Origin of the sequence: Citrobacter sp. CK195 (genome assembly GCF_030333365.1) — a bacterium.
GTDB lineage: Bacteria > Pseudomonadota > Gammaproteobacteria > Enterobacterales > Enterobacteriaceae > Citrobacter_B > Citrobacter_B koseri.
Map to the genome: position 1 here is coordinate 798,396 of NZ_JAOWGB010000026.1, position 12,560 is coordinate 810,955.

Genomic DNA, 12,560 nt, shown 5'->3' on the forward strand with positions numbered 1-12,560 from the left:
TTACTCGTTATCGGGATCGAGTCGACGACGGCTGATAATGCGCAGCAGACGCCACAGAACCCAGGCCAACAGCACGACGCTAACCGCCGCCAGTATCGCCAGCAGCACCGGATGATTCGATAACGCGTACCAGAGGCGTTCGAACCACGGTAAATGCCCGACGTAGTAAATATCGCCCACCCGCAGGCTGTTGACGCCAGACTCGCGGATCACCGACACGGAGCCAAACATGGCGGCGCGTTTTCCGCTGTCGTTCATCGCTTCGGTCAGCAGTTCATACCCGCGCGGGCTGTCTGCCAGCAGCGCCACCACGCTACGCTGGTCGTTGAACGGCGACTGGAAGCCCACTACCGCCGCCATCGCGCCAGCAGAAGTGATGGTGGATTTCGCATCCGGCGCGCGGTCGGCCTCATCCGGCATGATGCTCGGGAAGGTCGTCTGGCGCATCGGCGTGTTCACCCAGCTTTGCGTCGCCTGTACCAGCAGGTCGATGCGTTTGTCATCTTTCAGTGCGTCGGGGATTGTCCCGATCACCATAATATCCGCGTCTTTACCCTGAATCTGGCGGCTATCGTCGGTGATGTTCAGGTTAATCGACGGGAAACCGGTCTGCGCGCCAATCGTCCCGGTCACATCCAGCAGCGTTTCCATCTGCGCTTCGTTCGGGTTTTTCGGCATCACGGCAATGGTTTCTGAAAGGTCAGCCATCCGGCTGAACGGGAAGCCCGCATTGGCGAAGGCACGCAGGTCCGGCATCGCGATAAAGTGATAATATTTCGAGAAATCAATGGTGGAGTCGTCGCCAATCACCACATGGTTTTGTACCGGCTGGAACGTCACGCAATTATCCACCGAGCCGCCCGGCATCGGGTTCATGTACTGGAAGTCAAAGCGCAGCTGGTTCATCGCCCCCAGCTTCAGCGCCGGGATCGACACGTCCGTTTTACCGTCAATCAGCCCCTGCAATACCGGCAAACGCAGCAGCAGGCGATTGCTTTCCTGGGTGCTGTTCAGGCTGAACGCTTGCAGGAACTGATCGTTCAGGCTGATATCCATACGCGAGCTGTCTTTGCTCGGCGGCGTGGTGTAACGGTAGTTGAGATTCATATCAATACCGTTGCTGCGTAGCAGATAGAGATCCGGCGGCAGATTCAGCGACAGCGAAATCGCCGCAGGTTCCAGCCCGGTGGACTGGAGCTGCTCTTTATAGGTTTTCAGCTCGCCGAACGTCACCGCACGGTCAGTACGTACCCAGTTCGGCGCATCATAAGGTTTACGCGCCAGCAGAGGCTTCACCTCATCCACCACCACGCTGTCGCCACGGAACAGGATATTCCCTTGCGCAATGCCTTTCGCCGCCTGCAACAGATCGTTATCGTCGCGGCCAAAGACCACCAGCAGCTTCACATATGGGTTGTCCGGGTGGCTGATCATCTCAATCACCGGCGCTTTTACCGGCGGATGATCGCGCAGGAAATCAGGGCGCTTGTCGTTCGTGGCAAAGACGATGGCATTACGATCCGGCAGCGTGTTGTACATCACCGGGAAATGCTGGCCGCGCCAGCCTGCGCGCGAACCGAACCATGAAGAGACAATGGATGCCGCCTGCTGCTGCATCAGATCCGGCGAACCGGCAAAGACCACAGGCAGCGTAACCTGGCGGTTGTCCCGCGGATCAAAGAATGGCACCGGGAAGTGCGACAGATCGTTTTTCACCGGCAGGGTCTGGTACGTCAGATCCAGCACGCTGCTGCGGCCAACATCCAGCCAGAGCGTACTGCTGGCCGGGTTTTCGCAGACATCACGATAGTGCCCGACGAACTCCAGCCGCACGCGGTTAAAATCGGTGATAAAGAGCGGGTTGATCGGCATCTGGGCCAGCGTCTTTTTGCCCAGTTGCTCTTTCGTGACCGGCAACACGCCCATCAGCTCATCATTGAGGTAGACCTTCAGCTGCGACTGGATCGGCAGCAACGACGGCGACGGGGTGTATTCCAGGTTCAGCATCGCTTTCGACACCACCTCATCGCTGCGCATACCGAACTCAATGCTGCCATTCGGGTTCACGCCACGCAGCACCATGCTGCCCGGCGGCGGCGCGATTTGCGCGAAGGTCAGCTTCACATCGCGGGAAGGCCCGTTTTGCGCCACCACGGGCGCATCGGCGCCCGGCACGCCCGGCATTACCTGGCCGACCGGCTGCTCCGGCGTTTCTGGCGCAGGCGCTGTCGGCGCTTGCGCTGGCTCAGCATTGATCAATGGTTGCGTTGCAGGCGTCGCATTCGTCATGAAAGTGGGGAAAGCGCTTATCCCCATAGCCACTGCATAAACCCAGGAAAGTTTTCTTTTCATCGCGTTATCATCATTGTTGAGCCATCACCTGATCCGGCTGCCGCTCCGGGCGACGCGGAATAAACGACACAATCCAGGAAACCAGCGTCGTCAGAGAACGGAAAATTACTTTGACGGAAGACGGAGCAAATTCCGCAAGATGGCGGTAGCCACGGAAGCCCAGCTTCAGAATATCCAGCAGGCTTTCCAGCGGTTTGTCTTCCGGGAAGCTGTCCTGCCAGAGCGCCCACGTATCCGCGCGGGCAAATGTGCACTGCACAAAGTCGATATGTTGTTTCGTGGTCATCGGCAGCAATTGCAGCCCGACCTCATTGCCCAGCACGCGCACGACCTGAGTAGGAAAGACGTACTCTTGCTGGCCGCGTTTAAGCAATAAATTAACCTTTTGCCCTTCCAGCACCTGCGCCTGCCCGTTGATCCGAATCCCCAGGCCGCCGTCGGAGAAGTCATGCACGGTGCATGAGAACAGGTGGCCATCTTCACGGGCAATGGCCGCCGGCATGGAGATTTCAACGCGGTGCGCCCGGCGTACCTGCTTACTTTCCACAGAGACCGCCACCGCGCCGCCCAGAATGATCAGGTTATAGAAAACCCACACCAGACTGACGATCACCGTGAGTATTTCGTTGGCGGGGCCGTAGTAGTAACGCCAGACGCCCACCACGACCCCCAGCAGGTTGAGCAGCACCAGGAAGATATAGGGCCGGGAAATCACCCAGTCGACATACTCTTCCTCTACCAGCCCGCCTTTCGCGGTAACGTTGAATTTCCCTTTATGCGGGTTGATCAGCGCCACCATCGTCGGCGGCGCGATATACCAGGCCAGCACCGTTTCGTAGATCTCACTCCAGAAGGAGTGGCGGTATTTCCCCTGAATCTTCGAGTTGGTGAGGCTGGCGTGAATCATGTGCGGCAACACAAACAGCGCAATCATCAGCGCGGGCGCATAGATGATATAGGCGTGCAGCAGCAGGAAAGCCAGCGGCGCCGTCAGGAAGATGAGCCGTGGAATACCCGATAAAAAGTGGAACATGGCGTTGACGTAACACAGACGCTGCGCCAGCTTTAAGCCTTTGCCGAACAGCGGGTTATCCAGACGGAAGATTTGCACCATGCCGCGCGCCCAGCGAATACGCTGTCCGATGTGCGCGGACAGGCTTTCCGTCGCCAGACCTGCCGCCTGTGGAATGCGCATATAGGCCGAGGTGTAGCCGCGACGGTGCAAGCGCAGCGAGGTATGCGCATCTTCGGTCACGGTCTCAACGGCAATGCCGCCAATCTCATCCAGCGGTTTACGGCGAATCACCGCGCACGATCCGCAGAAGAACGTCGCATCCCACATGTCGTTGCCATCCTGCACCAGCCCATAAAACAGCGTGCCTTCGTTCGGCGTTTTACGGAAACGACCGAGGTTGCGCTCAAACGGATCCGGCGAGAAAAAGTGGTGCGGCGTCTGCATCATGGCGAGCTTTTTCTCTTTCAGGAACCAGCCCATCGTCATTTGCAGGAACGAGCGTGTCGGGACATGGTCGCAGTCAAAAATCGAGACAAACTCGCCTTTCGCGTATTTCAGCGCGTTATTGATGTTGCCGGCCTTGGCGTGTTCATGCGTGGTACGGGCGATGTACTGTACGCCAACGGTCTGGGCAAACTGGCGGAACTCTTCGCGCCCACCGTCGTCAAGAATCCAGATGCTCAGCTTGTCTTTCGGCCAGTCGATGCCCAACGAGGCATAAACGGTGTTTTTCACTACGCTGAGGTCTTCGTTGTAAGTCGGAATAAAAATGTCCACCGTCGGCCACTGCGCCATCTCTTTCGGTAGCGGCACGGGCTGGCGGTTAAGCGGCCAAACAACCTGGAAATACCCCAGCACCAGGACAATCCAGGCGTAGGTTTCCGCAAACAGCAAAATCAGCCCGCAAACCAGGCTCAGCGGGTCATCCCAGTTTAGCGTCGAGGTATAGCGCCACCAGATATAACGGCATGACACCGTCAGCGACAGCACGATCAGCATCAGGGCGGAGAAACGCCCCGGTATCCGCCGCACCAGCAGCGCGACGCCCCACAGCAGTATCAGGAAGATAAACTGCGACAGCGGGTTAAACGGCTGGGTAATACAGATGATCGCCAGAATCAGGGAAAAGGTGACGATAACTCCGAGGATAAAGCGGCGCACCCCGTTGCTAAGATGGCCCAGCTCTTTTTCGCTTTCCAGGTGCGTGGTCTTTTTACTGACGCGGTCGGGCAGCGTGTCCATCCACTGATGATAGCGACCGCGCACGCCCAGCAGGCGGGAGAGCGACCGCGCACGCCCAGCAGGCGGGAGAGCGACCGCCAGCGCGGTTCGACCTTCTTCTCTTTACGCGGCGAGAAGGCCATCAACCAGAGCGTTTGAATGGCATAGCGGGCCGGGTCCAGCGGACGCGGTCGGTTGGCGTTAATGTGCGGATAGAGCGCTTTATGCTGCGCGCGAATGCGCTGCCAGCGCGGATGCTCAAGCGGAATAAAAGTCCACGCCAGAATCACCCACAGGCAGCCCAGCATCGCACTGAACGGCGACGCGCCATGACGGCGATACCCTTGATAGCGCTCGCTCAGGCGTGCGCCGACCGGCGGAATGAGAAGCCACCGGGTCAGGATGTTCATGATGCGCTCCCGGCAGGGGCGCGATTGCCCGCATAGTGCAGCAAACACCAGTTTGCCAGCGTCAGCACCTCTTCTGCCGCCAGCGAATCGCCACGGTACTCGCCCAGCGGCTGTTTCGAAGCCATACACTCCGCCATCGCTTCATCGCGATGGATCACCATCGGCAGCAAACGACGCTGGCTTTGCAGCCAGACCTGGTACAGATCGTCCTGCAACTGGCTGGCAATGCGTAAATCGTTAATCAGAATATGCGCGCCCGTGGGCAGCGCCTGTTGATGCAGCCGGATATGGCAATTGGTGTCCGCTTTTACCACCGCCAGCGTATGATCGCAGAGACTGACCAACTGTTGCGTCAGCGGTGAGACGCCGTGGGGAAGATCCAGCAAAATCCACGAATAGCGTCGGCTCTCTTTCAGTTCGCGCAGGCCAGCGCAAATAGCTCCCAGCTTTTCCGCCCATTCCTGAGGATTCTCCCGTTCTTCCACCGTAAGCTGTCCGAACGGCAGCAGATCGAGCTGGGTGGTATAACGCAGTCCGGCATCGCGCCAGTCTTTACCGTCCAGTAGCGCCCTGGCCCAGCCGTCGCGATGGGCAAAATCGACATTGAATGACATACGCAGCAGGTTATCGGGGCTGGCATCAACGACCAGCACATTTTCCCCGAGTATTTGCAGCGCCCAGGCGAGCGCCGAAGTGATTGATGTGGTGCCTACACCGCCGCGCACGCCCTGCAATCCCAGAATGGACATCCCTGACTCCCTTATGATGGTTGTTGCGCAAATTCAGCCAATAAAGGCCAACGTTTAATCGCCGCAGCCAGCTGTTCGCGTTGGGAAATATCGGTATAGTCTATTTCGGGCAAGGAGAAAGCCTGACTTAACGCCAGAAAATCATTTTGAAAGGTATAGCCCAATGCTGAATCAAACTGAGAGTCAGGTTCGTTGTTGTTATACATTCTGTATTGTGTCCCTTTTGAATATACTCACCATGCTTCAGACAATTTTTCTGGCAGCATCCCCCCCTCTTCACTGTTAATCTTCAATGCAGGGGATCGTTCATTTCTCGCCTTTCCGTTACGCAAACTGTAAGAGTAAAGAAAACACCATGACCGAGGTCGCAAGGCTTCCTGCCCGCCGAATTGATTCATATGCTAAATCTGATGTGTTTTAATTTCAATGTTAGGTTTATTTCTGAGCTTTCGCTAGTAAACTGATAAACAGATAAAATAGCGACAAGAGGGACGCTGTGGACCCCGTATTTTCTATCGGCATCTCATCATTATGGGATGAACTACGCCACATGCCTGCCGGCGGTGTCTGGTGGGTTGACGCTGATCGCAATGAAGATGCCATCAGCCTGGTGAATCAAACGATTGCCTCGCAGGCAGGGAACGCGAAAGTCGCGGTCATTTGTATGGGCTGCGATCCGGGTGAATTAATCAAATTAGATGAATCTCACGGCCCGGAAAAAATCCAGTTATTTTCAATGTCGGATTCTGAAAAGGGGTTATACTTTTTGCCCCGCGATTTGCTTTGTTCTGTTGATCCCACACATTACTTTTTCATTCTTCTTTGCGCGAATAACGCCTGGCAAAATATATCAGGGGAACGCCTTCATCAGTGGCTGGAAAAAATGAATAAATGGACCCGGTTCCATCACTGTTCGCTTCTGGTTATTAACCCTGGAAATAATAATGACAAACAGTTCTCCCTGTTGATGGGGGAGTATCGTTCGCTTTTCGGCCTTGCCAGCTTACGTTTTCAGGGCGACCAGCATCTGTTCGACATCGCGTTCTGGTGCAGTGAAAAAGGGGTCAGCGCCCGGCAACAACTGACGCTGCGCCATAAAGATGCGCACTGGGAGCTGGCTCACAAGGAAGAGGCGAACATTCAGCCGCGCAGCGACGAAAAACGCATCCTCAGCAATATCGCCGTTCTTGAAGGCGCTCCGCCGCTGTCGGAACACTGGGCGCTTTTTGATAATAACGAAACCTTGTTCAACGAGGCGCGAACTGCGCAGGCGGCGACGATCATCTTCTCCCTGACGCAAAATAGCCAAATCGAACCCATGGCGCGGAATATCCATACGCTGCGCCGCCAGCGCGGAAGCGCGCTGAAAATTATCGTCCGCGAAAATCTCGCCAGTTTGCGAGCAACCGACGAGCGACTGCTGTTAGGCTGCGGCGCGAATATGGTTATTCCGTGGAATGCGCCGCTTTCCCGCTGCCTGACGCTAATTGAAAGCGTGCAGGGACAGCAATTCAGCCGCTACGTCCCGGAAGAGATCGCCACACTCCTGTCGATGACGCAGCCCATGAAGCTGCGCGGTTTCCAGACATGGGACGTCTTCTGCGAAGCCGTACATAACATGATGAGCAACACGCTGCTGCCCGCTGACGGGAAAGGCGTGATGGTCGCATTGCGCCCGGTGCCGGGTATCCGCATCGAGCAGGCGCTGACGCTCTGCCGCCCAAACCGTACCGGCGATATCATGACTATCGGCGGCAACCGGCTGGTGCTGTTTTTATCATTCTGTCGGGTCAACGATCTGGACACGGCGCTGAACCATATCTTCCCGCTGCCGACCGGCGATATCTTTTCCAACCGCATGGTCTGGTTCGAAGATAACCAAATCAGCGCTGAACTCGTGCAAATGCGCCTGCTGTCGCCTGAACTGTGGGGCACACCGCTGCCGCTGACTCAGGGGCCGAACCCTGTGCTCAATGCCGAGCATGACGGGCGGGTCTGGCGACGTATTCCCGAACCCTTACGACTGCTGGATGACAGCGTGGAGCGCCCACAATGATGAACGTCAACGATATCATCCAGATCATCGTCTTTTGCGCGCTGATCTTTTTTCCTCTGGGCTATCTGGCGCGCCATTCGCTTCGCCGCATCCGTAACACAGCCCGACTGTTATTCGCCAGACCCCGTTATGTAAAACCCGCCGGAACCTTGCGCCGTGCAACAAACGTCAAGGCAGACAAAAAATGACTCAGCATACTCAAACCTCATCCATGCCTTCACCACTCTGGCAATACTGGCGCGGCCTTGCGGGCTGGAATTTCTACTTTCTGGTAAAGTTTGGCCTGCTCTGGGCGGGATATCTCAACTTCCATCCGTTGCAGAACCTGGTCTTCATGGCCTTTTTGTTAATGCCAGTCCCCAAACTCAGCCTGCACCGTCTGCGCCATTGGGTCGCTATCCCAATCGGCTTTGCGCTTTTCTGGCATGACACCTGGCTGCCTGGCCCACAAAGCATTATCAGTCAGGGCTCGCAGGTCGCGGGTTTTAGCGCGGACTATATGCTCGATCTGGTGACTCGCTTTATCAACTGGCAGATGATCGGCGCCGTGTTTGTGCTGCTCGTCGCCTGGCTGTTTTTATCGCAGTGGATTCGGGTCACTCTTTTTGTTGTCGCCATTATGATCTGGCTGAACGTGCTGACGCTGACAGGGCCAGTCTTTACGCTGTGGCCTGGCGGCCAGCCGACCGACACGGTGACGACCACCGGCGGCTCTGCGGCGGCGACGGTCGCAACGGCAGGAGACACCCCGGTGGTCGGCGATATCCCGGCGCAGACCGCGCCTCCGACCTCAGCCAATCTGAACGCGTGGTTGAACACCTTCTATAACGCGGAAGAAAAACGAAAAACGCCGTTCCCGACGGCGCTGCCGGCCGATGCGCAGCCGTTTGAACTGCTGGTGATCAACATCTGTTCCCTCTCGTGGTCTGATGTTGAAGCCGCAGGCCTGATGTCACATCCGTTATGGTCGCATTTCGATATTCTGTTTAAGCACTTTAACTCCGCCACCTCCTACAGCGGCCCGGCGGCGATCCGCCTGCTGCGCGCCAGCTGCGGCCAGTCGTCGCACACGAATCTGTATCAACCGGCAGGCAACGACTGCTACCTGTTTGATAACCTGTCGAAGCTGGGCTTCACGCAGCATTTGATGATGGGTCATAACGGCGAATTTGGCGGCTTCCTGAAAGAAGTACGTGAGAATGGCGGTATGCAGACGGAGCTGATGGATCAAAAAGGGCTGCCCGTCACGCTGCTGGGCTTTGACGGTTCTCCGGTTTATGACGACACCGCCGTGCTCAACCGCTGGCTGGAAACCACCGAGAAAGATCAGAACTCGCGTAGCGCAACGTTCTATAACACTCTGCCGCTGCACGACGGAAACCACTTCCCTGGCGTCAGTAAAACGGCGGATTACAAAATTCGCGCGCAAAAGCTGTTCGATGAGCTGGACGCCTTCTTTACCGAACTGGAGAAATCGGGCCGTAAAGTGATGGTGGTGATGGTCCCGGAACACGGCGGCGCGCTCAAAGGCGACAGAATGCAGGTTTCCGGGCTACGCGACATCCCCAGCCCGTCGATCACCAACGTACCGGCAGCGGTGAAATTCTTCGGTATGAAAACGCCTCATCAGGGCGCATCGATTGAGATTGACCAGCCGAGCAGCTACCTGGCGATTTCCGAACTGGTGGTGCGCGCCCTTGACGGCAAACTGTTTGTCGAAGACAACGTCAACTGGGATCAGCTCACCCGTGGGTTGCCGCAGACCGCGCCGGTCGCTGAAAACGCCAACGCGGTGGTTATCCAGTATCAGGGTAAACCGTATGTGCGTCTGAACGGCGGCGACTGGGTGCCTTATCCGCAGTAAACGAAAAAGGCCTGATGGCGCTACGCTTATCAGGCCTACAGGTCAGGCACAATCTCCTGAAATTATGCCGATTTGTAGGCCGGATAAGACGCTTTCGTCGCCATCCGGCAAAACTCGCGCAAGCGCCGCAACACGCTGGAAAGATTCTTGCCAGCTGGCAACTTTTCTGACGACCCGTAAAAAACGAAACCCACTAACTCGTTGATATATAAAAACTCCTTTTCTGGCACAGCGATTGCTATTTGAGTGTGAGCTGTTCTGTTCCGAATCAAAGGAGATATCATGTCTGACTGTCGTACTTACGGATTCAACACCCAGATCGTTCACGCGGGGCAACAACCCGATCCTTCAACTGGCGCGCTCAGTACGCCAATCTTCCAGACGTCGACGTTTGTTTTCGACAGCGCCGAACAGGGGGCCGCCCGCTTTGCGCTCGAAGAGTCCGGGTACATTTACACCCGCCTGGGCAACCCCACGACGGACGCGCTGGAGAAAAAGCTGGCGGTACTGGAAAGAGGCGAAGCGGCGCTGGCGACCGCGTCCGGCATTTCCGCCATCACCACCACGCTGCTGACGCTCTGTGAGCAGGGCGATCACATTGTCTCAGCCAGCGCGATTTATGGCTGCACGCACGCATTTTTGTCGCACAGCATACCGAAGTTCGGTATTGACGTGAGTTTCGTTAATGCCGCCAACCCGGATGAGATCCGCGAAGCCATCCGCCCGGAAACCAAAGTGGTGTACATCGAAACGCCCGCCAACCCAACGCTCTCCCTGGTCGACATCGAAACGGTCGCCGGGATCGCCCATCAGCGGGGCGTGCTGTTGGTTGTGGATAACACCTTTATGTCGCCGTACTGCCAGCAACCCCTGCTCCAGGGAGCCGATATCGTGGTTCACAGCGTCACGAAATACATCAACGGACACGGGGATGTTATTGGCGGGGTCATCGTCGGCAAGCAGGAGTTTATCGATCAGGCGCGGTTTATCGGGCTGAAGGATATCACCGGCGGCTGCATGAGCCCCTTTAACGCCTGGCTGACGCTGCGCGGCGTGAAGACGCTGGGGATTCGCATGGAGCGCCACTGCGAGAACGCGCTGAAAATCGCCCGTTTCCTGGAAAGCCATCCGAAGATTACCCACGTCTGGTATCCGGGGCTTCCTTCGCACCCGCAGTATGAACTTGGCAGACGCCAGATGAGCCTGCCCGGCGGCATTATCAGCTTCGAAATCGCGGGTGGCCTGGAGGCTGGCAGACGCATGATCAATTCGGTAGAATTGTGCCTCCTCGCGGTCAGTCTCGGTGATACCGAAACCCTCATTCAGCACCCTGCGTCTATGACACATTCGCCTGTTGCGCCAGAGGAACGGCTTAAAGCAGGTATTACCGACGGGCTTATCCGTCTTTCTGTGGGTCTTGAAGATCCAGAAGATATTATTAACGACCTTGAACACGCCATCAGAAAGGCGACATTCTGACCATTACGGTCGGAGCTGGCCTGCGTCGGCTCCGGCTGTTGAGAATCAAGGCACAACGGCCTGGCTATACGCATCATCCTTCCCGGGGTGACGCGTATTTTGGGCAGGGGGCTCTATGCAGGACAACACATTACAATTAAGCAACAGTAAAGCGACCACCGCAGCGTTCTCAAAAAAACTACCGTTTACGAAATACGATTTTGGCTGGGTGCTGTTATGTATCGGCATGGCCATTGGCGCCGGAACGGTGCTAATGCCGGTACAGATTGGGCTAAAAGGAATTTGGGTCTTTATCACCGCGTTTATTATCGCCTACCCCGCAACCTATATCGTGCAGGATATTTACTTAAAGACGTTATCAGAAAGTGAAACCTGTAATGACTACACCGATATTATCAGTCATTACCTGGGGAAAAACTGGGGCGTCTTCCTCGGCGTGATCTACTTTTTGATGATTATCCACGGCATTTTTATCTACTCTTTATCCGTGGTTTTCGACAGCGCGTCGTACATTAAGACCTTCGGTCTGACCGATGCCGATCTCTCGCAGTCCATCCTCTATAAAGTGGCGATCTTCGCCGTACTGGTCGCTATCGCCTCCGGTGGAGAAAAGCTGCTGTTTAAAATCTCCGGCCCTATGGTGGTGGTAAAAGTAGGCATCATCCTGATCTTCGGTTTCGCAATGATTCCGCACTGGAACTTCAGCAATATTACGGCCTTCCCGCAGGCGTCGGTCTTCTTCCGCGATGTGCTGCTCACCGTCCCCTTCTGTTTTTTCTCGGCGGTGTTTATTCAGGTGCTGAACCCAATGAACATTGCCTACCGCAAACGAGAAGCCGACAGAGTGCTGGCGACGCGCATGGCCATTCGTACCCACCGCATCAGCTATATCACGCTGATTGCCGTGATCCTGTTCTTCTCGTTTTCGTTTACCTTCTCCATCAGCCACGAAGAAGCCGTTTCCGCCTTTGAGCAGAATATCTCCGCGCTGGCATTGGCTGCGCAGGTCATTCCCGGACAGATCATTCATTTCACCTCAACGGTACTGAATATCTTTGCGGTTCTCACCGCCTTCTTCGGTATTTACCTGGGCTTTCATGAAGCGATTAAGGGCATCATTCTCAACGTGCTGAGCCGGGTTATCGACGTGGAGAAGATCAATCCGCTGGCGCTGACGCTTGGCATCTGTACCTTTATCGTTATCACGCTGGTCATTTGGGTATCGTTCCGCGTCTCGGTGCTGGTGTTCTTCCAGTTGGGTAGCCCGCTGTACGGCATTGTGTCGTGCATCATCCCTTTTTTCCTGATCTATAAAGTCACGCAACTGGAAAAACTGCGCGGCCTGAAAACCTGGCTGATTCTGCTGTATGGGATTTTGCTGTGCCTGTCGCCGCTCCTGAAGCTGATTGAATAA

The 12,560-nt window shown here is 56.0% G+C and carries 8 protein-coding genes and 1 pseudogene; 5 read left to right on the forward strand and 4 right to left on the reverse strand.

The features are described 5' to 3' along the window. From bcsB to bcsR, 4 genes and pseudogenes are all read right to left on the reverse strand, one after another. Positions 1-2,352, reverse strand: a complete 2,352-nt coding sequence (bcsB, locus tag OGX93_RS21150) for a cellulose biosynthesis cyclic di-GMP-binding regulatory protein BcsB (RefSeq protein WP_012135659.1) — start codon at positions 2,350-2,352, stop codon at positions 1-3. A 10-nt stretch (positions 2,353-2,362) separates the two neighbouring features. Continuing rightward, positions 2,363-4,998 (reverse strand): annotated as a pseudogene (gene bcsA, locus OGX93_RS21155) (UDP-forming cellulose synthase catalytic subunit). Next, entirely contained in the window at positions 4,995-5,747 is a 753-nt protein-coding gene (gene bcsQ / locus OGX93_RS21160; protein WP_012135662.1) for a cellulose biosynthesis protein BcsQ, read from the reverse strand. The pseudogene bcsA and the gene bcsQ overlap by 4 nt, the downstream one beginning before the upstream one ends. Before the next feature lie 11 nt (positions 5,748-5,758). After that, positions 5,759-5,953, reverse strand: a complete 195-nt coding sequence (bcsR, locus tag OGX93_RS21165) for a cellulose biosynthesis protein BcsR (protein WP_012135663.1) — start codon at positions 5,951-5,953, stop codon at positions 5,759-5,761. A 290-nt stretch (positions 5,954-6,243) separates the two neighbouring features. Between bcsR and bcsE the strand changes: the two genes are divergently transcribed. The 5 genes from bcsE (at position 6,244) to OGX93_RS21190 (ending at position 12,560) form a co-directional block, all read left to right on the forward strand. Beyond that, entirely contained in the window at positions 6,244-7,803 is a 1,560-nt protein-coding gene (bcsE, locus tag OGX93_RS21170) for a cellulose biosynthesis c-di-GMP-binding protein BcsE (RefSeq protein ID WP_286487824.1), read from the forward strand. Beyond that, complete coding sequence (bcsF, locus tag OGX93_RS21175; protein WP_012135666.1) at positions 7,800-7,991, forward strand: cellulose biosynthesis protein BcsF; 192 nt, start codon at positions 7,800-7,802, stop codon at positions 7,989-7,991. The genes bcsE and bcsF overlap by 4 nt, the downstream gene beginning before the upstream one ends. Then, positions 7,988-9,667: a cellulose biosynthesis protein BcsG gene (gene bcsG, locus OGX93_RS21180; RefSeq protein ID WP_049009740.1), complete on the forward strand. Its 1,680-nt coding sequence runs from the start codon at positions 7,988-7,990 to the stop codon at positions 9,665-9,667. Before bcsF ends, bcsG begins: the two co-directional genes overlap by 4 nt. A gap of 282 nt (positions 9,668-9,949) precedes the next feature. Next, positions 9,950-11,146, forward strand: a complete 1,197-nt coding sequence (gene megL / locus OGX93_RS21185; protein ID WP_012135669.1) for a methionine gamma-lyase — start codon at positions 9,950-9,952, stop codon at positions 11,144-11,146. 115 nt (positions 11,147-11,261) lie between these two features. Next, on the forward strand, positions 11,262-12,560 hold the full coding sequence (locus OGX93_RS21190) for an aromatic amino acid transport family protein (protein WP_283316761.1): 1,299 nt from the start codon (positions 11,262-11,264) through the stop codon (positions 12,558-12,560).

Bases quoted from the DNA above. Each gene is read 5' to 3' on its own strand.
- bcsR (WP_012135663.1), bottom strand. From the start codon at position 5,953: ATGTATAACAACAACGAACCTGACTCTCAGTTTGATTCAGCATTGGGC.
- bcsF (WP_012135666.1), top strand. From the start codon at position 7,800: ATGATGAACGTCAACGATATCATCCAGATCATCGTCTTTTGCGCGCTG.
- megL (WP_012135669.1), top strand. From the start codon at position 9,950: ATGTCTGACTGTCGTACTTACGGATTCAACACCCAGATCGTTCACGCG.
- OGX93_RS21190 (WP_283316761.1), top strand. From the start codon at position 11,262: ATGCAGGACAACACATTACAATTAAGCAACAGTAAAGCGACCACCGCA.
- bcsQ (WP_012135662.1), bottom strand. From the start codon at position 5,747: ATGTCCATTCTGGGATTGCAGGGCGTGCGCGGCGGTGTAGGCACCACA.
- bcsB (WP_012135659.1), bottom strand. From the start codon at position 2,352: ATGAAAAGAAAACTTTCCTGGGTTTATGCAGTGGCTATGGGGATAAGC.
- bcsG (WP_049009740.1), top strand. From the start codon at position 7,988: ATGACTCAGCATACTCAAACCTCATCCATGCCTTCACCACTCTGGCAA.